The sequence below is a fragment of the Ferruginibacter sp. genome, from assembly GCF_028288465.1.
Classification (GTDB): domain Bacteria; phylum Bacteroidota; class Bacteroidia; order Chitinophagales; family Chitinophagaceae; genus Ferruginibacter.
Window position 1 is genome coordinate 1 of the sequence record NZ_JAQBNR010000011.1, and the last position, 26,752, is coordinate 26,752.

Here is a 26,752-nt window from a genome sequence, read left to right on the forward strand (position 1 = left end):
CCCAAAGCACTGGCGCTGGTAAATGTCAAGAATTTATAGCAAAGAAATAATGAATACCTGCACAAATATAACATTACAGATGTAGTTGTAAATGTACACCATTTTGCAGACCAGGTAATTGACGCAATCAAAGCAAACAATGGATGGGGAAGCAAGATAACTATCAGTGATGAAACTGAAGCACTACTGGAAACCGGTGGCGGACTGCTAAAGGCAAAAAACCTGTTATCTGGCAATGAGTCCTTTCTGTCTCTGAATGTAGATATCGTCACCAATCTCGATTTAAATAGACTTATCGCCTTTCACCGGCAATACCACCCGTTGGTTACATTTGGTGTTACAAACAGAAAATCGTCAAGAGTATTGTTATTTGATAAAGACAACCGCCTGCGTGGCTGGCGAAATGTACAGACCGGTGAAGAAAAAGGTCCGCATTTAAATGCGGCCGAAACTGGTTTAAAGGAAATGGCCTATAGTTGCGCAGTAATTTACCAACCCGAAATATTTGATTTAATAAAACAGCAGGGCAAGTTTTCTATCATTGAAACCTACCTCGACCTGGCTGCTGAACACTCCATCCTGGGCTATGATCATAGCGGCGATTTATTGGTGGATGTTGGAAAGCCGGAGAGTGTGGCAGTGGCAGAAAAATTGTTTCTTTAAGGCGGCCATTACCAATAGTAAAATATTCCTTCGTTCAGCTTTTAATTATCCTTGCTATCCACCGGCGCTCCAAATGTATTGCCTTCTTTTTTTGGCTTGCTTAAGCCCAGGTTATAACGGAAAGTAAGGCCCAGCCTGCGGGTATCATTTACCCTTGATCCGCTGGCATGTACATTTCCCTGGTTGAGTGTAAAGTTGGTATGATTGGTTTGCAGCAAATCATTTACCGATAGAATCACATTGCCTTTTTTATTCAGCACCGCTTTGTTGATGGAAAAATATAAGCCACCAAAATTATCAAGTTCGTAAAAATTCTGCACCGCTTTGGTGCGCATAAATCCCTGTACATTCAATGTAATTGTTTTGGTCGCCTTCAATTCCTGGTACATAAAAAACAACCAGCTGCCGCGTTTGTAATTGAGTGGCTTATTTTGATAAATGCCATTGTACTCGTTGTAATTGTACTGGGCACCCATGTAAAAAAAATATTTGCCACCGGGCGGCATACCCGCTATAACACGCATATAGGTTTCTTTATTTTTACCCAGGTTATCATAGGTGCGGTAGGCAATTTTGGTTACATCATCCTGGTAAGTGACGTTGCTGAAGATGTCATTGGTTTGATTGATCCCTACTGCAAAAACAGGGAAATCCATGAAGGTTACATTCACTTCATAATTGGTAGTAAACTGCGGCTGTAGTTTCGGGTTGCCCACATCAAACAAATACTGGTCAATGTATTTTGGGTAAGGGTTTAGTATTTCATAATATGGCCGTTTGATGCTGCGCCTGTAGATAGCATTGCCCACCAGGTTGCGGCCAAACATCTTAAACAGGTTATGCCGTAAAAAAACATACGGAAAAAGATCAGTTCTTTTGATGGAAAAAACGGTGTCTTTCGGTATCAGCTGCCGGCCATTGATATCGGTTGTCTCCAACCTCAGCCCGGGTTTTAACGTAAAGCCAAAAAACATTTTGGCTACCTGCACATAGGCGGCGCTGACAGTTTCTTTGTATCTAAAGGTATTGGTCTGATAAAGGTCGGGTTTTGCGGGTCCATTACCGGTTGAATAAAAATAATCAGCGCTGTTATTACTGTTGCTGGCTGTTAATTTAACCCCGGTTTCCAGCGTAATTGTTGAAGGCAGTTTTAGGATAAGATCAGTTTGTGCTACATAAATATTTTTACCGTTTTTATTTTCACCACTGCCATTTACAACCGGGCTTGCAGGCAAAATAAAATTGTTATTGTAGGCCTGTGTATTGTTGTTTTTATAATAATTATAGTCCAATTCTGCGGTCCATTCGCTGCCGGCAGAATCGATTTTATATTTGGCAGTTATGGTATTGCCAATAAACAGGGCGTCGGTTTTATTGGTAACACCAGAGCGGCTGTTGTTCAACACATCCATTGCCGGTTCCTGGTAAATGGCATTGCTGTTACTTGCATTGCTGTTGCTGCTGGTATTGGTCAGCCTGATGTCGTAAGCAAGGTCAAATTTTTTTGTTAGCGCCACATCCAGTCCGCCGCCGAAATAATTGTTTACAGAAGGGTAGGAAGTGTAGGAATTTTGTGCCAGTAAGGAAGAGTCTGTTTTTATCAAACGGTTTGAAGTAAGCGCTTCATAGTTGTTCCGTTTGGTATACTGGTAACTGAAATAGCTGTTTACTCTGCCGGTACTTTTGTTAAGATTAAATCCCAGGGTTGCCGTATTATACACACCCTGGAATACCGCTGCATTTACACTGCCGCTGGTGCCCAGTTTTACTCCCTTTTTTAAAACAATATTTACAATACCGCCGCTGCTGGCAGCATCATATTTTGCCGAAGGATTGCGTAATATTTCTATTTTGCTTACACTGCCTGCCGGTAAACTTTTTAGTAGAGAAGCAATGTCGGCACTGCTAAGTTTCATTTCGCGGCCATTGATAAAAATAGTGGCGGGGCTTGTGCTGCTTAAATACACATTACCATCCTGGTCAATGACTGCTCCAGGTGTTTTCTCCAGGACCTCATACGCATTGCTGCTGCTGTTGGCCAGTACGGTGGCATCTATAATGGTTTTATCATCTTCCTGTTTTAGTAATTGCTTCCTGGAAATTACTTCTACTCCGGATAATGAGGCAGATTTTTTTACAAGCAATATGGGTAATTGTATGGGCAGATCTTTCACAGAAATGCTGGTTTCAATTGCTTCATATCCAACCGCCGATACCTTCAAAAGATAAACTGTAAATGGTGACACCCTAAATAAAGCAGTTCCTTTAAGGGATGCAACCTGTGCTGTCAATAAAACCGAATCAGTTAAAGTGTACAGCTGCAATGTGGCGCCTGCCGCAGGTTCACCTTTAGCGGTGGAGACATTTACCTGCAGGGAAACCTGCTGGGCTGCAGCAACAATAGTGAAAAACAAAAAAGGTATTAAAAAAATTAGTTTACGTTTCAAAACAGGGATGATTAAAACAGGGTGATTAAAACAAAAATGCACAACTTTTCATTTTTTGAAAAGTTGTGCAATGCAATGTATTACAAAAATTAAATCCGGCGATTATTTTTTAGGCGTAAACAGCTCCTTTTTATCTACCACTTTCACTTTATCTTTTTCCTTGAGGGTTTTGCTTACAATATCATAAGGGCCGGTAATTACTTCCTCTCCTTCGGTAAGGCCTTCCGTTACTTCAATGAAATTAATATCCTGTATAGACGTTTTTACTTTTTTCTTACTTACAGATCCATCCTTGTTTAAAATAAATACAACCACCTCCAGGTCATCCATATTAACAGTTGGCTCCTGTCCGTCTACGGGCTTTTTAACGGCTTTGGTGCTGTCATTTTTTTCACGTGTGGTTACCGCATTGATCGGTACGCTTAGTACATTGACATGCGTTTTGGTTTGAATGTCCGCACTGGCGCTCATTCCCGGGCGGAATGGATAGCTTGACTTACCCAGCAGATCGGGATAACTTTCCGGCAGCAAACGAATGTATACTTTGTAATTGGTTACATCGGTACTGGTGTTGGCAAGAGCGCTTTGTGTACTGGCGCCGTTGTTACTGCTGGCTATCTGTGTAACAATGCCTTTGAACTTTCTGTCTGTATAAGCATCTACGGTTACAATGGCACTATCTCCCAACACTACTTTAGGCACATCACTTTCACCAACATCTACCCTGATTTCAATTTTGCTCATATCCGCAATACGCAGCATTTCTGTACCCGCCATCATATTACTTCCCACTACACGTTCGCCTTTTTTCACACTCAGCAAACTTACCACGCCATTCATGGGCGCCAGCAGGGCGGTGCGGCTTAAATCTTTATTGGCTTTGGCCAGGTTGCTTTGCGCAGCCTGTACTGCAGCCTGTCCGCCGCGGATACCCTGTTTAGCGGCATTATAATTGGCAACGGCTGCTTTATAGGCAGCATCTGCCACATTAAATTCGTTGGGGCTGATTACCTTATCATCATACAACCTCTTTTGCATGTTGTAGGTTTTTTCTGTTTGGTCTACCTGGGCTTTCAACGCATCCAGCGCAGCCTGCGAGTTGGCTACCTGTGCCTGGCTTTGTGCTACGCCACTGGCGGCCTGGTTGGCCTGGATGCTGTAAATGTCCGCAAAAATGCGGGCCAGTATCTGTCCTTTTTTTACGCTGTCGCCTTCCTGCACGGTTAGTTCGGTAATTTCGCCACTTACATCCGGACTTACTTTTACTTCAATTTCCGGGTATACTTTACCGCTGGCATTTACAATTTCCGTGATGGTGCGTTTCTGCACTTTTTCCATGGTAACTTTTATTCCCTCTTCCTTACCAAAAATGCCGGCCGCTTTAAGACCGCCCAATAATACCACTAAACCGATCACGCCAAAAAGAATCCATTTTACAGTTTTGCTCATGTTAATTAGTTTTATCCCGGTTGTTTATTGCAACTGAAGATGAGATTATATTATCGATTGAATGATTTCAGCTCTTAATTATAGTGCTAAGTAAAATCATTTCATTTAAAAAAAGTAATTATTGTCCGGGCTGTTATAGCAATGGGCAACATCGTTGTGTCACTCCCTTTTGCCGCATACTTATAATCGGCCCTAACAAAAACCAGGTATATGCTTAACCTGAAGGCGTGAACAACCAGCAACAGGTTTGCATCGCTTAAATTTAAGCGCCTTATAACTTGATACCCTGCCCGCGGTAAAACTCCAGTACTTTCATTTTAAATACAAAATCATACTGGTTCAACACGGCCTGCAGTTTGGCCCTGAACAAATTGTTTTGTTGCGTAATTAATTCAAAGGTTCCCAGCATACCCACTTCATATCTCTTTTGCGCATAATCGTAAGTGCGTTGCGAAGCCGCTACACTTTTCTGGCTGGCATTGAATTTTTCCAATGCTACGGTGGCTGCATTGTACGCCTGGTAAATATCCTGCTTAATACTTAAATTATCTGACTGCTGTTGTAATTCAGCAGATTTAATATTTAATTTACTACGTCGGTAGTTGGTGCGTAGTTGTCCGGCACTAAAAATGGGCACACTCATACTTAACCCTATCTGCTGACGAAAGTTATTATCTATCTGCGTAAAAAAAGGCGTTCCTTTTTTACCTACAATGCTGTAATCCGGCGAACTCACTTTATATACAGTACCATTTACATCTATTTGCGGGCTCAACGGGTTATTGCTATAAGTTCCGGTGGGAGCATAGATGGAAGATTTTGCATTAATGTAGTTACTGCTTAAACCGCCAAACAATGAAAACGTAGGATACATATTGCCTCTTGCAGCTTCGGCTGCTTTTTGAGCAGCTTTTAATTTAAACTCATTTACCCTTTGTTGTGGCAGGTTTTTAATCGCCAGTTCATATACCGCGTCGGGTTGCAGGTCGGCTATCTTTTCTAATGGTATCAATTCTACCGGGGGTACAGCCACGTCAAAAGGTTGTGCTGCATCCATATTCAGAACCGACTTTAATACAAGAGTAGCCTGTACTACGTTTCCCCTGGCGCTGATATAGTTGGCACTATCCACCGCTTCCTGCGCTTCCAGTTCCGATGCATTTAATTCCGGTAACGAGCCTGCATCTACCAGTTTGCGTGTATTGGCCAGTTGCGCCTGCGTTTGTTTTAATTGTACCTGCGCAATATTCTCCTGTTCGCGGGTTAACAATATCTGCAGATAATCGTTGGCTACGGTCAAAGAGATATCATTCTTTAATTTGTCAACAGATGCCTTGGAAGCTTCATACTGCCATTGGTTGCTTAAAATGGTATTCTTTTTACTAAACCAATTAAATATATCGGCACTTGTCTGTAACTGCAGCCCAGCATTCAGATAAGTTTGCGTGATAAGGCTAAAGGAAGTAGGATCCTGGTTACGACCACTGTTAACGCTGGTACTGGCGTTGAAGTTGGCGTTGGGATACAATGCCAGCTTACTTTGTTTGTAAGCAAGTTCGGTAATGGCAGCCTGTACTTCCGATTGTTTAATACTGATATTATTGGCCACAGCGTAATCTACAATTTTACGCAGGTCCCATTTTTCCTGTGCATGGATAGAGGTGCAAAAACAGGTAATGGCTATAAGGGTGTAACTAATGTATCGCATATTCCAAAAATATAACTTCCTGTTGTAACGCAACACATCCATTATTATAAACGGTAAAAAACCAACAAAAAAGGCAGGTGTGCAAATGAACAGTGTTTTAAAAGCCAGTGTTGACACTAGTTTAATTGTCCAACCTGCATTTCCAAATGCGGCGGGCATATTAATCTTTGCAAATTAATTTCTTTAGCAACGGCCTGGTTTGGGTTAGTAAACTGGGTAATAGTGCAACTTGCGATGGCTACCGGTTTATAAACAGCCGGGGTGCTGACAAGGAATTGTGAGGGTTTTTTCGAACGGCCTGGTTTACTGCCCCATCATTCCGAATCCCCGCTCCAAATCCTTGATTATATAGTCAGCTTCTTCCAACCCAACATATAAGCGCAGCGACCTGTGCTCTTTATGCTGCGGATTAAAGGCAGAAGCCGGCAGCCCCGAGCATTTTGGTATGATAAGGCTTTCATGTCCACCCCAGCTTACGGCCATTAATATGTGTTGCAGGCTGTTGCAAAACTGTTCTATTTGTTCAACTTTATCTGCTTTAATAATAAAAGTAAGCAAACCACAGGCACCTTCCATTTGTTGTTTGGCCAATGCATATTGCGGAAAGGCTTCATCAAAAGGAAATAATACTTCTTCTACTTTATCATGCCCTTTTAGATAGTCAATTACCCTGGCAGTGGTTTGCGTAATGTGTTGCAGGCGCATGGGCAGGGTACGTAAGCCGCGTATTAGTAACCAGGCATTAAAAGGGGAGATGCCGCTGCCAATATTCATGTATTCTGAATTGAAAATTCGCGTAATCATCCCGGCACTGCCGCTTAATACTCCGGCAACGGTATCACTGTGGCCGCCAATGTATTTGGTTGCTGATTGAAGCGTAAGGTCAATGCCAAATTCAATTGGCCGCTGATAGATGGGTGTGCAATAACTGTTGTCAATAATGGTAACAATATCTTCTGCCTTTGCCAGTTCAGCTACTGCTTTTAAATCCTGTATGGCATAGTCCCAGCTGTTCGGACTTTCCAAATAAATTACTGTCGTATTCGGCAGAATGGCCCGTTCAAAATTTTCAATATCCCGGCCGTCAACATAAGTTGTAGTTACACCAAAACGCGGTAAAATTTCATTGAACATTTTTTGTGCCCAGGTATACGGCTTTCTAACAGACACAATATGATCGCCACTTTTTACATTGGCCAGTACCGCTGCGAAGATGGCTGCTGCGCCGCTGTTAAACACGAGGCAATCTTCCGCTCCATCCAGGGCAGCTAATTTTTTTCTTAAAATATCAACGGTGGGGTTGAGTCCCCTGCTGTACAGATAAGTAGAATATTCATCTGCAAAAGCGCCCCTCATATCATCTACTGTTTTAAACGCAAAATTGCTGCTCTGTATAATGGGCGGTGCGATGGCGTTAAAATAATTTTCTCTGTCTTCGGCCAGTTCGTTGATGATGTAAGAAATATCCATTGGTGAAATTTTATAGCGTTAATTTTTATTCTTTTTTAAAGCGGTCAATACAAAATACAAGGCGGTAAAAACCGCCATTACTGAAAGACCTATAGCCGCTGCATAGCCATTCTTTTTATAATCCAGCGCAATACTGATGGCAACAAATGAATAGGCAATGATAAAGATAACCGGCATCAGCGGAAACAGTTTCATTTTATAAATACCGGTATCATCCAGGTGCTTTGTCTTCTTTCTTAAAATAAAAATAGTGGCGGCAGAAAGTACCATCCCAAAGCAATCTAAAAAAATAGTAAAGCTTAATATTTTATCAAATGCCTTTGCCCAAAAAATAATGATGATGCAAATAGCAGCAAATACAGAAAGCGAAATGGTAAGTACATCTGTTTTTGCATTGCGGTGTTTAAATACGGGTGGCAGAATGTTATCTTCGCTCATGGCATACATTACCCTTGGGTTACTCATCAGCAAAACATTTACATAAGCCAGTACGCTCAAAAATAAAAAGCCCGACAATATTCTTTCTGCATTAACGCCAAAAATTTTTGAGGCCATAATGGCCGCGATATTGGTGGTGGTTTCCTGGTGCAGGGTATTAAAGCCAATTACTTTTATGTAAGCGTAGTTAATGGTAAGGTATAATGATACAATAATTGCAATGCCTAAAAAAATGCCACGGGGTATATTTGTTGCAGGCTTGTCAACCTCTGCACCAAAATTGATGGTCTGCTGGTAACCGCCATAGGTAAAGCTTACAGCAACCAGCCCGATGCCAAATGCTTTTATATACTCCTGAAAAGTTGGGGAGATTGTCGAAGGGCTGATAAACTGACTTGCTGCATGGTTATCTGCAAAAAACAATGGTGCAATTAATAGCAATATTAAAATGATCTTGATTACCGTTAGTACATTTTGTGTTTTAGCACTCATCTTTAAGCCGGCAAGATTTACAAAATAAAAAAGTACAATTGCTGTAATGGCAATGGTGATATGGATGTTCCCGATATAATTTACATTGGCAGGAATGTCCATCCAGTTCATATCTTTTGAAAGCGGTATAAAAATGCCCGTGATGTATTCTCCGCCAACCAACGCCACCGCTGCCAATGAGGCCGCATTGCTGACTAAGATTACACAGTTAATGGCAAACGCGACAGATGGATGATAAGCGTAAGAGAAAATCTTATAGTATGCCCCGGTTACAGGCAGGCGGCTGCCGATTTCGGCATAGGTTAGTGCGCCACACAAGGCTACTATTCCGCCGGCCACCCAGGCTGTAAAAAATAAAAAAGTATCAGGTGATGCTTTGGCTACATTGGCCGGCGTACGAAAAATGCCCATGCCAATAACCAGGCTCACTACAATCATGGTAAAATCAAAAAGGGTAAGCTTATTGGTTTTTGATGTCATGCTTTGAAGATACTGAAAGCTGATTATAAATTATCGGTACAGAAAAAAATACAAGTTTTATTTTATGACTGGCCTCATAAAATAAAATGGAGATAGCCTTATTTTTGCATGCATGTTTAAGCAACTAACAGCCATCATTTTAATTGCAGCATTTGTAGCACAAACGTTTAGCGGTGGTTTTGTTATGCTTGATTATTATACCAACAAGGCAACCTTCGCCAAAAACTGCATCAACAAAGCCAGACCGGTATTGTACTGCAATGGCAAATGCCAGACGATGAAGAAACTGAAACAGGAAGAAAGCAGGGACAAACAAAATCCTGAGCGAAAAAACGCCGGCAAAAATGAAGTACTGTATTTAACAACTGATCAATATACCTGTCAGTTATCAGCAAATCTTTTTAGCAATACCCATCCGCCTTACAATAGTAAAATTGCTATCGGAATCGCTTTCGATTTCTTTCAACCTCCCAGGGTATAATCACCATATTGTCTTTTACCTGCTTTAGTATTATTTACTTTATTTAATTATTATTTAAATGAAAAAGTTATTCATTGCTGCTATTTTATTAATAGTAGTGTCGGTTAGTTACGCATGCCCTATCTGTGGCTGCGGTGGTGGAAATTTATACATGGGTCTGTTTCCCAATTTTAAAAGTAAGTTTATTGGCATAAGATGGAATTATGCTGCTTACCATACACATCTCATCAATGATCCAGCACAGTTTAGTCACAATTATTATAATTCAACCGAAATATGGGGAGGGATCAATATCGGCAAACGCTGGCAGGTATTGGCTTTTCTGCCCTACCATTCCAATATACAATTCGATGATGATGCAGGTCATACCACCAAAAGCGGCCTGGGAGATATCACTTTGCTGGGTAATTACAAATTGTCTGATACAAGATCAGGAAATACATCATCACAACAAGTTTGGATCGGCGGCGGTGTTAAAATACCTTCCGGCTCTTTTAATGTTGATGCAAATAATCCTTCAACAACACTGGCGGATATCAATGCACAAATCGGAACAGGAAGTGTGGATCTTTTTTTAAATGCAAGGCATTCTTTTCAGTTTAAAGACTTTGGCATAAATACTTCAGCCAGTTATAAACTAGGGATGGCCAACAGCCAGCACTACAAATATGGCAACAAACTAGACATTAACAGCATAGCATTTTACCAGCTAAAAACAAAGCGCTTTATCATTGCACCCAATGCCGGCCTGGCGTATGAAAATACCGGGGGCAATCGCTTAAACAAACAGCAAATTTATTTAAGTGACGGGCTGGATGCAGGATCATTTACCACCGGTGGCCATGCGTTGAATTGCTTAGCCGGCGTTGAAGTAAATTTTAAAAAGATAACCGTAGGCGCCAATATTCAATCACCTATATCGCAACAATTTGCAGCGGGCCAAACCAACTTACATATGAAGGCAATGGTTCATGTAACTTTTTCTTTGTAATATTTTTGAGATTGCTGATGCAGGCAAAACGAAAATGAATTTATTAGAATCCGCCTTTTATTTGGATTGTAAAAATCAATGTATATACATTTGCAATGAATTTGGTTTCTCTGCTTCAATGCAGAGAATTAAAAGGGAAGCCGGTGTAATTCCGGCGCTATCCCCGTAGCTGTAAGAAGCCCCTCCAGCCTCCTCAAAGAGAAGCTGGGGAAGAGTAAAATTGTTGAAGTTTCACCACTGTTCCAACCAATGCGGAATGGGAAGGTTTCAATAATGCTTCGAGCCAGAAGACCTGCCAGGTATCATATTTAATCATTCACGGCTTTCGGGCGAAAGGCATGGAGTGTAAGCGCTGTAAGGCATTTATATTTCTAAACAATGTGCGTATTATTTTACCAGCATTGTAATTTTCCGGAAGCAGTCACAAAAAAATTTTTCAAAAAAATGAAAAGAAAATTTTTATTGGTGACTGCTGTAATTATCAGTAGTCAGTTGTACGCACAGGACAGTACAAAACAAACTTTGGATGAAGTAGTAGTAACCGCTACCAAAACTCCCATTAAGCAATCACAAACGGGCAAGGTAATAACCGTAATTGACCAGGCCACACTGCAGCGCAATGCAGACAAAACCCTCACAGAAATACTCAATTACCAGGCGGGTGTGTACGTGAATGGTGCCAATAATATATTGGGCACCAACCAGGAAATGTATATGCGTGGAGCTGCATCCGGTAACACACTTATTTTGCTGGATGGAATTCCCGTAAATGATCCCTCGCTGATCAATAATTCGTTTGATCTGAATAATATCAACCCTGCGCAGATTGAAAAAATTGAAATTTTAAAAGGTGCACAAAGCACACTTTGGGGCAGCGATGCTGTGGCAGGTGTCATCAATATCATTACCAAAAAAGGAGGTACAAAAAAACTTACCCCATCAGCCAATACTGCTTACGGCAGTTACCATACTTTTAAAGCCGGCGCCGGCATCAGCGGCAGGATTGACAAGTTTACTTATAACGTTAATTACAATCATACCAACAGCAAGGGCTTTTCATCTGCTTATGACAGTACCGGTGGTAATTCGTTTGATAAAGATGGATTTAAACAAAACAACGTACAGGCAAATCTCGGCTATGTTTTTTCACCAAAATTGTCCGTTGCTGGTATGACGAATTACGGCAAGTATAATACTGACCTGGATGGCGGCGCTTTTAAAGATGATAAAGATTATACCGGTGTGAATACAAGTTTTATCAACTCACTTACGCTTGTTTACAAATTAAGGAATGCGTCTTTTCATTTCAGCAATACACTCGTCAATACCCACCGTACTTTATCAAATGATACCAGTACCGATGCAGCCAATGGCGATTTTTACCGGGCAGATTTTAAAGGTACTTCGTATGTATCCGAATTGTTTGGTAATGTATCTTTCAGCAATAAATTATCACTGGTAGCAGGTGTTCAGCGCAACGCACAAAATACCAGCCAGCATAACAATGGCTACAGCAGGAATTACGATTATTCGTATTCATCTGCCCTTGGCAAAGACAGCGCTAAAACAAATAACTATGCACTATATGCTTCCTTAATGTTGTTGAACTTAAATGGCTTTAACGTAGAAGGTGGCGTACGTTACAATCACCATAATATTTATGGCAGCAATGCTACTTTTTCATTTAATCCATCTTATAATATTGATGAAAATACACGGGCATTTATTAATATTTCATCTGCTTACAAAGTACCATCCCTTTACCAGTTGTACAGTGAATACGGCAACAGGGATTTGCAACCGGAAAAAAGTATTAACTACGAAGCGGGAGTGCAATTCTTCGGCAACGACAAAAAAAATTCATTGCGGTTGGTAGCATTTAAAAGGGATATCCGCCAGTTAATTATTTTTTATTCAGACCCCGTAACCTATGCCAGTCAATACATCAACAGGGATAAACAAAACGATTATGGCTTTGAGCTGGAAAGTAATATGGCGGTTTGCAAAAAAGGCAACTGGATAAATAACATTACTTATGTAGATGGAAAAGGAAATACAGGGAGTGAAAAGGTGAAAAATTTTTACCGTCGTCCGAATTTTACGTTTAACAGTACGTTTAGTTTACAACCTGTTTCGCAACTGACCTTATCGCCTTCTTTTCGTTTTGTTGGCAGCAGGTTAAAGGGGCAATACGATGCTGGACCGGCCAGCATGCCGCAATATTATACGCTTGATTTTTACGCCGGCTACCATATTACCAAACAGGTAAACGCGTTTGCAGACATCCGGAATATCACCAACCAGCATTACCAGGATATTGTGGGTTATAACAGCCGTGGATTTAACTGGATGGCAGGTGTAAGTATTTCTTTTTAATGTAAAGGATTAGCAGGCAATCAATAAATGGCGGTCCATCAACCGCCATTTATTATTTTCTTACTGTTAAGGATATTTCAGCGTTGAAATAAAATTAAATTACCTCTCAACAATTTGGCGGGTACTGTTGTTATCAGGTTTTAATAGCAGGAACATTGTCCTCTTATACGAATTGTCCTTTTAAAAAATTGGTTTTAAAAAATATTTTATGCAAGATCTGAATTTTGATATGAAGGCGCCCCTGTTAAGCTGGGATGTTTTTTGCGGCACTTATAATACCCTGATGAAGGATGCTGAAAAGTACCAGCAATCTGTACAGCAAATGAAGCAGATTGCGAAGGTAAATTTGTGGAGCAAAGAGCAGTTAAATGAAGCCCTTAAAAGCATCCGGCAGTTTGTAATTGTCATTACTGATCCAGCACAACAAATTGCTTTCACAGGTCCGGGATTTGAAGAGATGACGGGCTATTCAGCTGAAGAAGCCTATGGGCGAAATCCCAAATTTTTGCAGGGCCCTACCACCAATAAAAAAAATACACAGACCATAAAGCAACAGTTAACCAATAATAAGGTTTCCGAAACAGTGCTGGAAAACTATCGCAAAGATGGGAAACTTTACCTCTGTAAAATCATTATAAAACCTGTTGTTAACATTCGCAAACAACTGGTAAATTATATTGCTTACGAACAGGAAATTGCGGCCTGAAATGGTAGCTTTACTTGCTCCATTAAAAAATCTGCCCACCGGTTATCAAATTAGGTATCGCTGATTGTTAGTGCTCTGAACGATATTTTTAGCAAACAAAATTATCCGGCAAAAGAGATTTAAATGGCGTTACTTGCAATTTCATTTATCAATCTGTTATGCGGTATACCATTGTAATTATTTTTTTGCTGAATTGTTTTTGCTGCCGTGTAATGGCCCAGTATAATTTTACAGGCATTGTTCGCAGCGCGGAAAATAACCTGCCGCTGGCTGGCGTAACCATTTCAATTTCCGGTAAACCCATTACTCAAACAGATAGCAGCGGTGCGTTTCAGTTTAACGATAGCAGTGATAAAATCAGTATTCATTTTTCTCATATAGGTTACATGTCTGCCGTGGGTAAATATGCAGCAGCCCAGCCAATCAATTTGTTGTTAAATCCTGCGGGCATCACCTTATCATCTGCCATAGTAAAAGCTTTTGAAAGTAATACTACATTAAAGAATATTCCAGTAACAGTAAGCGTGTTGGGGAATACTGATTTGGAACGCTATAGCAATACATCTATCCTGCAAGCTGTAAATACTGTACCCGGTGTTAAGATGGATGAACGCAGTCCGGGTAGTTACCGCTTATCTATCCGAGGAAATTTGTTACGCTCGCCTTTTGGTGTACGTAATGTAAAAGTGTACTGGAATGGTATGCCTTTTACCGATGCCAATGGTAATACCTATCTTAACCAGCTTGGTTTTGAAAACGTAGGTAAGATTGAAATTATAAAAGGGCCGGGTGGCAGTTTATATGGAGCTGGCACCGGCGGCGTGGTGTTGTTAAACAGCCGTACTGCGGATAAAGATGAAAACAGCATTGCCATTAATTCACTCGCCGGCAGCTGGGGAATGTTTGAAACAAATGTAGCCTACAAAAAAAGTGATGATCATTCCAATGTTGGTTTTAGCTATGCGCATCAGCAAAGTGATGGCTGGCGCAATCACACCAATATGCGCCGTGATGTAGCCAATTATACTGCTTTATTTGATATCAATAAAAAGCAAAGCATACAAACCAATATTTTTTACAGCGACTTATATTATCAAACACCGGGCGGGTTGACTGCGACGCAACTGGCTGCTAATCCACGCCAGGCAAGGCCTGCAGGCGGCCCATTTAAAAGTGCAGCAGACCAGCAGGCCGCCCTGTATGTAAAAACATTTTACGCAGGGTTCGGTAATACTTATCGTTTTAATGATGAGTGGACCAACACAACCAATGTATACACTTCCAATACCCGCTTTAGCAATCCGAGTATTTTAAATTTTCAGCGCAAGACGGAGCAGGGTATTGGAGGCAGAAGCATTACCCAATACCACCATGATAATTTTACAATGAATGTGGGCGGAGAATACCAGTATGGTTTTACCAGTACCAGAACATTCGGCAATAAACTCGGCGTGCCGGATACGCTGCAGTTTGATGACGAGATTGGTGCTACGCAATACAATGTTTTTTTACAGGCAGACATCAGTCTCGCTGACGATTTTACATTAAATGCCGGGATCAGCTATAACAATTACAATTACGGTTTTACCAGGCTGAATAACCGGCCGGTAAAAACTATCAATAAAACATTTGATCCCATTGTTGTGCCCCGCGTTTCTTTATTGAAAAAGATGGGTAACTATTTTAGTGTCTACGCTACCGTTAGTAAAGGGTATTCTCCGCCCACGATTGATGAGATTGTACCATCCGCCGGCATTTTTAATGCAACGCTTGATGCAGAAAAAGCAGTGAATTACGAACTGGGTTTCAGAAGTGAACCCGTAAAAAATAAATTGTTTATTGATGCTGCCTATTATATTTTTTACCTCAGTAATACCATTGTTACAAGGCGTGATGCAAGTGGTGCGGATTACTTTGTAAACACCGGCAAAACCAGACAAAGCGGCCTGGAAGCAACCGTCACCTGTTATCCTGTGCGCAATGCCGCCGGCTTTATAAACCAGCTGAAAATCTGGAGCAACTATACCAACATTCACGCACGGTTTAATACCTACCAGCAAGGGGTGAATGATTACAGTGGTAACAAATTAACCGGCACACCGCCGAATGTGTTTTTAGCGGGTGCTGATATTACCACCCGGCCGGGGCTGTATGCTAATATTACTTACAGTTATACAGATATATTACCGCTCAATGATGCCAATACATTTTTTGCTTCGCAGTACAATTTGCTGATGGGGCGTGTTGGATATAAAAAAAGGTTGTGTAAATCACTGGATGGAGAAATCTATTTTTCCTTTGATCGTTCTTTTAATACGCCCTATAGTTTAGGCAACGATTTAAACGCTGCTGGCAACCGGTATTTCAATCCATCTGCTCCCGAAAATTATTACGGTGGCATTAAATTAAAATTCAATTTGTAAGCCGCAACCTTGCACGATGCAACCATTTAACACGCACTTAAAATAACGACGGTACTTTGCCAGTGGTTGAAAATGTATATTTGCAAAAATTTTTAATAAATGGATTTTGGCGAAATAGCGATTAAGGAAATTGTAACCGTAGCATTTACCCTTTTTGCGGTAATTGATATGGTGGGCAACATTCCCGTATTGGCTTCGCTGAGAGTGAAGATGGGGGGTGAAATCAGGTCTACCCAGGCCACGCTGGCATCGGGCGCACTGATGATTCTTTTTCTTTTTTTAGGAAAGCAGTTTTTAAATTTATTGGGACTGGATGTGCAGTCTTTTGCTGTAGCAGGAAGTATCGTCATATTTATTATCGGGCTGGAAATGGTATTGGGCCACGAGTTCTTTAAATCAGACGGCAATGCAAAGAGCGGCAGTGTAGTACCGATCGCATTTCCACTGATAGCAGGCTCCGGCACACTTACCACCATCATGAGTTTAAAGGCTAATTATGGAGACATCAATATTTTTTTAGGCATTCTTATCAACTGCATCATTATCTATATCGTTTTAAAATCGCTGAAATGGATAGAAAAAGTGATGGGTCCTAACGGCATGGTGGTAATAAGAAAATTTTTCGGCGTAATATTGCTGGCCATAGCGGTAAAAATATTCGGTAGCAATTTCAGCCATTTCGGAAAGTGATATGGCCTCGTAGTACAATGGATAGTATAAGGGCCTCCGAAGCCCCAGATCCAGGTTCGATTCCCGGCGAGGCCACAAAATTTACATCAGCCCTCATCAGTTTATTTTGGTGAGGGTTTTTGTTTGTCACAAACGCCGGCCAGCCCTTTTCGATATCTGACTTTCAAATATAACGTCTTACCAAAACGAACATTCTTATCCATTCGTCGAAACAACAACTCTGTTAAACGAAAAATAAAAAAGGCTGACATTATTTGGTGCACTTTTACATCAGAAAGCGGGCAACGTACCAACTTTCAACACCAGTTTTAAATTGAATATTCTAACGAAACAAACCAATCCGAACAACCAATCAACATCCAACTATTTTAAAGAAAAGCCAGATCCTAAAAAACCAATAAACGAATATCCGATACCCTGATTAAAGACCAACATCCGATTAACTAAAAAAAGACCAACGAGTATTTAATATCCTACTAAAAAAAGACCATTGTCCCGCCTTGAAAAACGCATTGTAACCAATGCTGCCATCAAAACGGATCAAAAACCAACTTGAATATATTTAAAATGCCCCTTTAAACGGGCATTTTTTTATGCGCGGGCTGTTATGCCTTCCTCGTCTTTTTAAACATCGTGGTTTACCTGATAATAATAATACCTGCTGTTTTAGGTGACTGCCTATTAAAAGGTTCTACTTCCAGTTTTTATTCGGCAGAGGCCCCATTTCAAAAACCAGTTGGTGGCCGTTGATAATACTGGTATGCATAATGAAAGGATGATCTATTGATTTGCCATCCAACTGTACACTTTGAATGTATTTATTTTCAGCAGAGAGTTTGTTGGCAATAATGGTAAATTTTTTTGGCTGATTGCTGGCTTTATATTTCAACACCAATTTTGGAAACTGCGGGGCACCGATGGCATAAATGCCTGAGGCAGGTGTTACCGGGTAAAAGCCCATCACCCCAAAAATATACCAGGCGGCCATTTGCCCGCAATCCTCGTTGCCATTGATGCCGAGCGGTTCGTTGCGGTAATTTTCTGTGGTGTGCTTTCTTATCAGTTCCTGCGTTTTCCAGGGTTCACCACAATAATCATACAGGTAACTGTAGTGGTGGCCCGGTTCATTGTCATGCCGGTAATGGTTACCGTTAAAATTTTCATCCAGTTTGGCAATGAATTTTTCCCTGCCACCCATCATATCAATCATACCCGGAATATCCTGCATAGCACCAAACAAATAGGTCCATTGATCGCCTTCTGTAAAACCGTCCTGCCTGCCCAGTTTATTTTTTGGATTGAATTGTACAAATGTACCGTCCGCTAATTTGGGGATCAGGAAACCGGTTGTTGAATCGTACAGTTTTTTATAGTTTTTACTCCACGCTAAAATTTTGTTGTAATCGCTTGCCTTGCCCATCGCTTTAGCCATCTGCGCCACGGAATAATTATCCGATGAATATTCAATGGTACGGGAAACAGACTCGGCTGTTTTTCCGAAAGGTACATATCCAATGCTGTTGAAAGCGGTTAATCCTGCCCTTGCTTCGTAACCAGTCCACAGGTCACGATCGCCATACGCCAGGCTGGTATCATTTTCCGGCGGCACCATGGCGTCTTTCAGCAAGGCCTCGTAGGCGAGTTTGGTATCATAACCACGCAAACCTTTTACATATGCATCCGCAATTACTGCATCGGCATGTGTACTGATCATGATATTTGTTTCAGCAGGATTGGGCCACATGGGTAAACGGCCACCTTCTCTATACATCTGTAACATGGCGGTGATCATTCCGTTGACACGATCCGGCTGAGAAAAGATTAATAAAGGATGCAGGGCACGATACGTATCCCATAAAGAGTAATCGGTGTACGAACTTCCTGTGTGAATTTGATCATCAAAACCGCTGTAATATTTTCCATATTCCGACATCTCCCTCGGGAATTGCATGGTATGAAAAAGTGCGGTATAGAAAATTGATTTCTGGTCTTCCGAAATGCCTTCCGGCTGCATGCACTCCAGGTTTTTTTGCCAGGTGTTGCGGGTTGCTGTAACCAGTTGCGCAAAATTGCGGCCCGCAATTTCTTTAGCCATATTGATTCTTGCCTGCTCAAGACTGATGAATGAAGTGCCAATGCGCAATTCAATCTTTTCGTTCGCTTTTGTTTTGAAATTGATGTAAGCACCCATTCTTGTGCCCAGTTGTTCAACCGAAGATGGACTCACAGTAGCATTATCCCAGGTGCCAAATGACGCAATTTTTTTATTACACTGAATAACAAAGTAACCTTTAAAGTTTGGCATATCAGGACCAATCTGTGCTGACATCCGGTCGGGATTATAGCCGGTGATTTCATTTTTAACGGTATCAATTTTTACATAGCCTTTGATCGATTTCATCCTTGGGCCATAATCGTTGGAAGGATCTGCCAGTTCCGGATTTAAATCAATGCCCTGAATGATAAAACGGGCTTGCTCTGATGCAGGGAAAGTAAATTGAAAAATAGCCGCCCTTGAAGCAGCTGCAATTTCTCCTTTTATTTTTTGATTGTTGCCTGCATTCAGCAACACGGAATAGTAATAGGGGTGCGATACTTCATCACTGTGTTCAAACGGCAGAGCCCTTTCTTTGGGTAATAATTTTAACTCACCAATCTGCGGCATTACCGAAACATAACCATAGTCACCCATCCAAACCGTTGGCTGGTGCGAAGCCAGAAACCCCATGATGCTTTTTTCTTCATACACATAGGCATTAAGGCCCATTTTAGGCTCTGCGGTTTGAGCCAGGAAATTGGTCATGGCATAGGGCGTCCCCACGGCAGGCACGGTTCCACCACCATCCAAGCCCTGTTTAAACCCGGCGTATGGCGTACCTATTAAGGGGTTTACATAATCTACTGCCTGTTTGATTTTACCTTTTTGTTGCGCAAATGCAACGTAGCTGGTAGTTAACATGCAAAGAAATAAAACACTGTTTTTTTTCATACTGAAGCTTAGAATAAATGATTAGGTATTTGTGATGCCGTGCTATAGCCGGAGTTATTGTATCTAAATGACTTTTTTTTAAACAAAATGGATATAAAGCCGGCAACGCAATCGGATGCAATCATACGAAAACCTTTTTCCAAATCGAACATTTTGTTCTATTCGACGAAATTAAATCATCATTAAGCTAAAAATAAAAATCAGCGCAGGTATTTGATGCATTTTTACATCAGAAAGCGGGCAACGTACCAACTTTCAACAACCGGTTCTAAATTTTAATATCCTGACGAACAAACCGTATCCGAACAGCCGATCAACATCCAACTATTTTAAAGAAAAGCCAGATCCTTAAAACCAACAAACGAATTATAATATCCTGACCGAACGACCAAAACCAATTAACTAGAAAACCAATAACAACCGTTTATCCGATACCCTGATTAAAGACCACATCCGATTAACTAAAAAAGACCAACGAGTATTTAATATCCTACTAAAAAAAGACCATTGTCCCGCCTTGAAAATCGCATTGTAAAAAATGTGTGTTATCAAAACGGATCTAAACCAACTTGAATATATTAAGAATGCCCTTTTATAGAGGGCATTTTTTCTTCGGATAAATCTCCTTTCCATCCCTGCTTTTAATTAACATTTTGCTTCTCCCCAAATATACTTTGTGGTATGTGGTTTGTGCCATCAGTGATATAGTTCCTGACGCAGTTTTTATTTTAAGTGCCTGTAGCTGGAAACTATTTTAACCTTCTAAAGTGTGCTTGCGATGAAAACAGTCCTTCAATCTTCGGCAGATAATATAGTGGCAGATATGCACTATCATCCCCTGATTTCAATACAGATGTCGTTTGACCCCAAAATGGTATTGAAATCGAAACTGGTGGAGAAATTAAATACAATAGAATGTAGGGTAGAGCAGCAGTTGCTGGATAAATACAATGGAGATACTGCCATGCTGATGATAGATAAATTGCGCACATTAATTGCCGGGCTGAATTATAATACGCATAAAAAAAGTATCGCCATTTATTTATCGCCTGTTTTTGAAAAAGTACTTTACCTGGAAATAGATGTACAGGAAAAAGTAACGATTGACGGCGCTTTTGACATACGGGAATTGGTACACCAAAAAAAGAAGGAGCCTTCTTTTCTTGTTATGCTGCTTACCAACAAAGAAAGCCGCATCTATCGTGGTAACAATGGAAGTTTGATAAGGATTGTTACCACCACACCAAAGCCGCTACCTTCCTATAATAAAAATGCAACCGCAGCAGATTTGGAAGATGTTAAACAATCAATGCTTGATCATTTTTTGCAACATGCACACAATGCGCTTGGTATTATACTAAAGGCTTATCCTTTACCCTTGTTTATCCTGGGTAATGAAGAATTATTGAATCAGTTTAAGACTGTATCCAGGGGAGGCCACCCGGTTGTTGGTTACATTTACGAAGAAGTAGCAGATGCTACCGTTCAGGAGATCCAAAAAAAGATTACGGGGCATATTGCAGACTGGAAATCAATTCAGGGCAAATATATCGCCTGCCGTTTGGAAAAGGCTGCCAGGGATGGGCGATTTGTGGCTGGCATAAAAAATGTGTGGAAAAACGCCATACACCACAAAGGTAGCCTGCTGCTTGTTGAAAAGAGTTATCCTTATCCTAATCAACAGGATACTGGTGAAGAAATTCTGCTGCATATAATGGAACCTTACCATCCCTCTTCCTATATAAAAAACACAGTGGATGAAATTATAGAAAAGGTTTTTGAAAATGGCGGGGATGTTGAGTTTGTAGAAGACAATTTTTTGGCAGCCTACGGACATATCGTACTGATGCAGGCTGATTAAATTCATCTTGCAGCGAAGCGTTTTTTATCAGAGTGGGACTATTCGTTTGATGCAACGCGTGTGTGCTGATCTGTTAAAATATCGCTCTTCACCATATCCTTAACAATTAACCGGCCGTATTCATGCCCTAAGCTTTCTGAACTGCCCGGATCAAATGACTGCGTTTGAACAGAATACACTAGTTTCTGACTAGGCATGTCGTACACATTGCTTTCCCAAAAGTCTTTGGTATCAATAACGTAATAGCCGGGTTCGTATATGCGGTTATACAACGCACTTCTATAGCCCCAAAAACGGCTGTAATAAAAACCGTAGGGTGAGTAGTACATCGTTCCCGGAACATATTTCCTTTCTTTTCGTTTATCAAGTAAAACAATTGTAATTACAGCATCCACGCCTGTATTCTTTAATTTGCCAATGGCGGTATTTTCGTCCATTTTGTCGAAAGCCTTAGGTCCGTATTCCTGCAATGAAGAGATGGCATTGTATCCCAGATTTTCCAAATCACCTACCATGTGTTTTTCCATATTTTCCTGCAGCGTACGATCTTTTTCATTGATAAGAGCAAGTACCATGATCTTGTTATATTTCCTCACCTGAATATCCGGAGCCTTCCAGGAACTGGTGATTTTAGAAGTGGAAGAACAACCCGTCAAAAGCGCTATCAGCACCAGGCTGATCCATTTATATTTTTTCATATTGCCATTATTTTATCTTGTTGTCAAAGTACACATAAATCAGTACTGTAAAAATGATTGCTGTCAATGCAAAGAGCAATTAAGATCATATACTGCTGGCAGGGCGGTTTCCCAACATAAATACCAGTTATAAAATACCCCGCCCATTAAAGGCGGGGCTAAAAATGCAGATAGCAATAATCAATAATCAATTTACATTGATGTGTTTTGCTGAAATTTTTTTTGTTTCTTCCTTGCGGGGCAGCGATATTTTTAATACGCCGTCTTCATACTTCGCAACAATTTTTTCCTGGTTAATTTCTTCAGGCAAATTAAAACTGCGGCTGAAAGAGGAGTAGCTGTATTCTTTGCGGGTGCATCTTTCGTCCTTGTTCTCTTTGTTTTCTTCTTTTTCGCTGCTAATGGTGAGCATGTTGCCATCAACATCTATTTTAAAATCATCTTTTTTTAAACCGGGTGCGGCCAGCGATACTTCGTATTTATCTTTCTGTTCAACGATATTTACAGCCGGTACCTTCAGGGTTCTTCCCCAGGTACTACCGCCATCAAACCATTCGTTCCAGGGTTTAAAGAAATCATCGAAAATTGTCGGCATATCATTGCTGATCTTTGCCAATGTTTGCGTTGCCATAAAAGCCTCCTTTTTTTTAAATTTTTATTGATTGTTTACCTGACAAAAATAGACAGCACACAAGGCAGAAGCAAAGACGATGGTCAGTGAAAATGCTGAGTTTGGTCAGACAGTTCATCGGTTTAAAAGCCCCGGTAGAAAGTCATTCCGTATTTTATAGATGCATTTAGAATGTTTCAACCATCGGGTTTTTATTGGCTCCATTTTCCAAAGAAAACACGGAGTTTTTATTTGTTAAGCAGGGGCAGTCAGCCATTTTTGGAAACCCTATACCAAGTATATTTGTAGTTTAACCTTAATTTTAGAGGGGCTTTTTAACCATTTCAGCAACTGTACTGATTTTATCCTAATATTATCGTCCATGGTAAATGTAAATATTATCGAATACCAGGTATTAACACGTTTAAAAAAAGAACTCTCCGCGGAACTCACGTATCACAATGTGGCACACACTATAGATGTGATCAGGGAATGCCAGGCAATAGCAAGAGCAGAAGGCATTACAGATGAACAAACTTTAACTGAACTGCACATTGCTGCCATTTACCATGATGCCGGTTTTTTATTTGTGTATAACGGTCACGAAGAAATGGGTTGTGAAATGGCGCGGGAAGAACTGCCTGCTTTTGGGATAGGTGCGCATTCTATCGACAATATCTGCAGGTTGATTATGGCCACTAAAATGCCGCAGTCACCTGATGGTCTTTTGCAAAAAATTATTTGCGATGCCGATTTAGATTACCTGGGAAGGGATGACTTTTTTTTAATCAGCAGCAACCTATGCAAAGAAGTACTGGCCTATAAAATTGCAAACAATAAAAAAGAATGGGAAGAGCGACAGGTGCATTTCCTGCAATCACATACTTATTTTACACAGTCTTCAAGACAAAGCCGTTCGCCTGTTCAATGCGCGCACATACAAAAACTAGTGTTGGATAAAAATAAAAAAACGGATCAGGTTTAAGCTTTCATTATGTCGAAAAAAAACGGGTATTGGTTAAATGCGCTCAATATAAGGCCGAATGAATGGTGGCTGGTAAAAAAGCTTTTTATAATGCAGTTCATGCAGGGTGCCGGCATTGCTTTTTTCTTTACTGCATCTTTTACATTGTTTCTTCATGAAGTGGGCATTACAAAATTGCCTTATGTCTTTATTTATGCTTCTGTATTGTTGTGGGTTACGGGATTTTTTTATTCCAGGTTGGAGCACAGATATGAGATTGGCAAGCTGGCCATTATTGTTACGGTTTTTATTGCGGTGTCTATGTTGCTTTTCAGGTTAGTCTTTGCCTATGCCAATGGCGAATGGTTTTTGTATGGTATGCTGGCCTGGTTTAATGTATTATACCTGTTGAACAACCTGGAGTTTTGGGGCCTTGCGGCAGTACTGTTTGATGTACGCCAGAGTAAGCGCCTGTTTAGTGTAATCAGCGCGGGCGATATACCGGCAAAATTCATCGGCTATACACTTGCGTTGTTAACGGTTGAGTATATCGGTACTATTAATTTATTATGGGCAGGTGTATTGTGCATGCTGGCATCCGTGCCCTTCCTAATCAGTATAAAAAAATCGGCTAACCTGCTTGAGCACAATCACGCTAACCATGGACATCAGAAACACAGTGATCATAAAATAACCACACTGGCAGAAAATTTTGCCGGCAATACGCTTATCCGTCGTCTTGCAATTATTACAATCATTGTTTCTGCCTGTTTTATAATTATTAATTATGCTTTTTATGCCGGTATAAAGGAGGCTTACAAAGACGATGTATCACTAGCCCGCTTCATTGCGCTTTTTATGGCTGTAAGCAGAATTATTGCCATGGGCGTAAAGACAGTATTGACCGGTAGGCTCATCAGCAGGTTGGGCATTATTAAGTCTTTGATGATAACACCTGTGATAATGATTCTGATGATTATAATGGTTTTAATTGTGCGTACCATGCCTGGCAATGAAAAAATTATATTTTATTTATTTGGTGCTACCGCCATTGCAATAGATATTTTACGCTCCGCCATCAGTACGCCGGTTTTTATTACTATTATGCAGCCGCTGCCTACGCATGAAAGACTGCGGGCACATAACATACTGAAGGGGATTATGGATCCTTTTGCATCACTTTTTACCGGTCTGCTTTTGCTGGTACTAATCCAATATCAGCCACATGCCGATTTAACCAACATCTACTACATCCTGCTGGCACTGGGCATTTTATGGATAATTGGTAATTACAGGGTAAATAAAGAATATCTTAAAACCATCATTAATACCATCAGCAGCAATTATTTTAACCTGCAAAATTTTTCCATTGATGACAGTGATACCGTAAAATGGGTAAAAGAAAAAGTTGTTTCGGGCACCGAGATGGAAGTGATCAATATTTTAAAAATGCTGGATGCTACCAAAAGTGTTTTGTTTAATGAACTGGTGGTGAGTTCACTGCAGCACGCTTCCGAAAAAATAAAGGCGGCTGCAATTCAGTTAATTCAGCAAAAAAATATTCCGGTAGAAAAAGATATTTTATTACAGGTGCTGGCAAATAACAGCAGTAACGTTAAGGCATCCGCCCTGCAAACACTTTGTAAAACGGGTGTAGATTATCAGCTGGTATTACCATACCTCAATGATGTTGATGCTTCAGTTAAAGCTGCTGCCATTACAGGGCTTATCAATTACGGGGATGGCATCGCGAAGGAAACTGCAGGCGCCTGCCTGCAGCAATTGGTACATTCAGCGCTGCCTGCTGACAGAATAAATGCTGCGGGTATTTTAGCAAACCTGCATCAGTATAACAGCGGCTGGCGAATTTTGCAGATGCTTCCCGAAGCAGATAATGCAGTTCGCAAAGCTGTGCTGATGGCTGCAGGTAAAACCCGGGATTCTTTATTGCTTGATCAAATTATTGCACACCTGGTAACTGATGAGCCGGTTGCATTACAGGCACTTTTTTTGGCTGGTGAAAATGCGCTGCCTTTCATAAAATCTACCATTGCAGATAAAAATACGCCGCAGTTACTGCAGGAAAAGCTGATTTACCTTGCAGGCCGGATTAGTGGCAGCAAAGCACATGAATTGCTTATTGGGCTGCTCACCAATAAAAAGGAACTGTATAAACCTGTTGCGAAGGCGTTATTCAGAAGCCATTATAGTACGGATAGAGGACCTAAATTTTACCTTGAAGGTATTGCGAGGGAATTATTAGCGCACAGCGCTGCCATTGTATATATGCAAAATGTATTACTGCAGAATAAAGATAAATACCAGGTATTGATTAACGCCATGCAAATTGAATTGTGCGACCTGCGGGATGCTTTGCTCAATATTTTTGCCGTATTGTACGACCGGGAAAAAATCAGTAAAGTAAGAACAGCTTATAACACGGGCAAAAAAATAAACATTCTGAATGCGCTCGAAATTATTGAAATGCTTGTACGCAAAGATTTGGCCCTGCATTTTAATGTGATCAATGAACCGGGTGAAATTGCCAACAGGATGGCAGAGTTACATGAATTATATCCTGATCCCTTTTTTAAAAAGGTAGAGCAGGTACTGATCAATATCCTGGCTGATGAAACCTGGTCGTATCACTATTGGACAATGGCCTGTTCGCTTTATACAGCCGGGCAACAACAGCACAACGTTGGTAGAACACTGGTGGAAAAATATGCGCTTGCTGAAAATATATTACTGCGTGAAACAGCTTTGTTTGTTAAACTAACTTCGTAATTTTATCAGTCTATATTTATAAATGAAAA

General features: G+C 40.7%; 18 protein-coding genes, 1 tRNA gene and 1 riboswitch. Of the genes, 11 read left to right on the top strand and 8 right to left on the bottom strand.

The window, feature by feature from the left end; all coding sequences use genetic code 11:
- Nucleotides 1-117: 117 nt before the first annotated feature.
- Complete coding sequence (locus JWR61_RS03805) at nucleotides 118-663, top strand: sugar phosphate nucleotidyltransferase (protein WP_301926712.1); 546 nt, start codon at nucleotides 118-120, stop codon at nucleotides 661-663.
- 41 nt (nucleotides 664-704) lie between these two features.
- Here JWR61_RS03805 and JWR61_RS03810 read toward each other — a convergent pair whose 3' ends face one another.
- The 5 genes from JWR61_RS03810 to JWR61_RS03830 form a co-directional block, all read right to left on the bottom strand.
- Nucleotides 705-3,110 carry an outer membrane beta-barrel protein gene (locus JWR61_RS03810; protein WP_301926530.1) on the bottom strand — a complete coding sequence of 802 codons (2,406 nt, stop codon included), beginning with the start codon at nucleotides 3,108-3,110 and terminating at the stop codon, nucleotides 705-707.
- 102 nt (nucleotides 3,111-3,212) lie between these two features.
- Nucleotides 3,213-4,559 (bottom strand): efflux RND transporter periplasmic adaptor subunit, encoded by a 1,347-nt coding sequence (locus JWR61_RS03815; protein ID WP_301926531.1) that lies wholly within the window; start codon nucleotides 4,557-4,559, stop codon nucleotides 3,213-3,215.
- A gap of 271 nt (nucleotides 4,560-4,830) precedes the next feature.
- On the bottom strand, nucleotides 4,831-6,426 hold the full coding sequence (locus JWR61_RS03820) for a TolC family protein (RefSeq protein WP_301926532.1): 1,596 nt from the start codon (nucleotides 6,424-6,426) through the stop codon (nucleotides 4,831-4,833).
- Between the two features lie 144 nt (nucleotides 6,427-6,570).
- Nucleotides 6,571-7,737 (bottom strand): PLP-dependent aspartate aminotransferase family protein, encoded by a 1,167-nt coding sequence (locus tag JWR61_RS03825; protein ID WP_301926533.1) that lies wholly within the window; start codon nucleotides 7,735-7,737, stop codon nucleotides 6,571-6,573.
- Nucleotides 7,738-7,755: 18 nt separating this feature from the next.
- Entirely contained in the window at nucleotides 7,756-9,147 is a 1,392-nt protein-coding gene (locus JWR61_RS03830; RefSeq protein WP_301926534.1) for an APC family permease, read from the bottom strand.
- A 112-nt stretch (nucleotides 9,148-9,259) separates the two neighbouring features.
- On the opposite strand from JWR61_RS03830, the gene JWR61_RS03835 reads away from it, so the two are divergent.
- The 7 genes from JWR61_RS03835 (at nucleotide 9,260) to JWR61_RS03865 (ending at nucleotide 16,889) form a co-directional block, all read left to right on the top strand.
- On the top strand, nucleotides 9,260-9,628 hold the full coding sequence (locus JWR61_RS03835) for a hypothetical protein (protein WP_301926535.1): 369 nt from the start codon (nucleotides 9,260-9,262) through the stop codon (nucleotides 9,626-9,628).
- A gap of 58 nt (nucleotides 9,629-9,686) precedes the next feature.
- A complete protein-coding gene (locus JWR61_RS03840) occupies nucleotides 9,687-10,619 on the top strand; it encodes a hypothetical protein (protein WP_301926536.1) in 933 nt (310 codons plus the stop codon).
- Nucleotides 10,620-10,704: 85 nt separating this feature from the next.
- Nucleotides 10,705-10,934, top strand: a riboswitch (cobalamin riboswitch).
- A gap of 129 nt (nucleotides 10,935-11,063) precedes the next feature.
- Complete coding sequence (locus JWR61_RS03845; protein WP_301926537.1) at nucleotides 11,064-12,995, top strand: TonB-dependent siderophore receptor; 1,932 nt, start codon at nucleotides 11,064-11,066, stop codon at nucleotides 12,993-12,995.
- 208 nt (nucleotides 12,996-13,203) lie between these two features.
- Nucleotides 13,204-13,701, top strand: coding sequence for a PAS domain-containing protein (locus JWR61_RS03850; protein ID WP_301926538.1), 498 nt, complete (start codon nucleotides 13,204-13,206; stop codon nucleotides 13,699-13,701).
- A gap of 158 nt (nucleotides 13,702-13,859) precedes the next feature.
- On the top strand, nucleotides 13,860-16,124 hold the full coding sequence (locus JWR61_RS03855) for a TonB-dependent receptor (protein ID WP_301926539.1): 2,265 nt from the start codon (nucleotides 13,860-13,862) through the stop codon (nucleotides 16,122-16,124).
- Nucleotides 16,125-16,223: 99 nt separating this feature from the next.
- Nucleotides 16,224-16,814 (top strand): MarC family protein, encoded by a 591-nt coding sequence (locus JWR61_RS03860; RefSeq protein WP_290340637.1) that lies wholly within the window; start codon nucleotides 16,224-16,226, stop codon nucleotides 16,812-16,814.
- A gap of 3 nt (nucleotides 16,815-16,817) precedes the next feature.
- A tRNA-Arg gene (locus JWR61_RS03865) sits at nucleotides 16,818-16,889 on the top strand.
- A gap of 616 nt (nucleotides 16,890-17,505) precedes the next feature.
- Here JWR61_RS03865 and JWR61_RS03870 read toward each other — a convergent pair.
- Nucleotides 17,506-19,803 carry a GH92 family glycosyl hydrolase gene (locus JWR61_RS03870; protein WP_301926540.1) on the bottom strand — a complete coding sequence of 766 codons (2,298 nt, stop codon included), beginning with the start codon at nucleotides 19,801-19,803 and terminating at the stop codon, nucleotides 17,506-17,508.
- Nucleotides 19,804-20,581: 778 nt separating this feature from the next.
- Between JWR61_RS03870 and JWR61_RS03875 the strand changes: the two genes are divergently transcribed.
- Entirely contained in the window at nucleotides 20,582-21,664 is a 1,083-nt protein-coding gene (locus JWR61_RS03875; RefSeq protein WP_301926541.1) for a hypothetical protein, read from the top strand.
- A gap of 38 nt (nucleotides 21,665-21,702) precedes the next feature.
- Here JWR61_RS03875 and JWR61_RS03880 read toward each other — a convergent pair whose 3' ends face one another.
- Nucleotides 21,703-22,362: a hypothetical protein gene (locus JWR61_RS03880; RefSeq protein ID WP_301926542.1), complete on the bottom strand. Its 660-nt coding sequence runs from the start codon at nucleotides 22,360-22,362 to the stop codon at nucleotides 21,703-21,705.
- 187 nt (nucleotides 22,363-22,549) lie between these two features.
- Entirely contained in the window at nucleotides 22,550-22,993 is a 444-nt protein-coding gene (locus JWR61_RS03885; protein WP_290340632.1) for an Hsp20/alpha crystallin family protein, read from the bottom strand.
- 361 nt (nucleotides 22,994-23,354) lie between these two features.
- Here JWR61_RS03885 and JWR61_RS03890 point away from each other — a divergent pair, with 361 nt between their 5' ends.
- On the top strand, nucleotides 23,355-23,957 hold the full coding sequence (locus JWR61_RS03890; protein ID WP_301926543.1) for an HD domain-containing protein: 603 nt from the start codon (nucleotides 23,355-23,357) through the stop codon (nucleotides 23,955-23,957).
- Nucleotides 23,958-23,966: 9 nt separating this feature from the next.
- Entirely contained in the window at nucleotides 23,967-26,723 is a 2,757-nt protein-coding gene (locus JWR61_RS03895; protein ID WP_301926544.1) for an MFS transporter, read from the top strand.
- The last annotated feature ends 29 nt before the right edge of the window (nucleotides 26,724-26,752 follow it).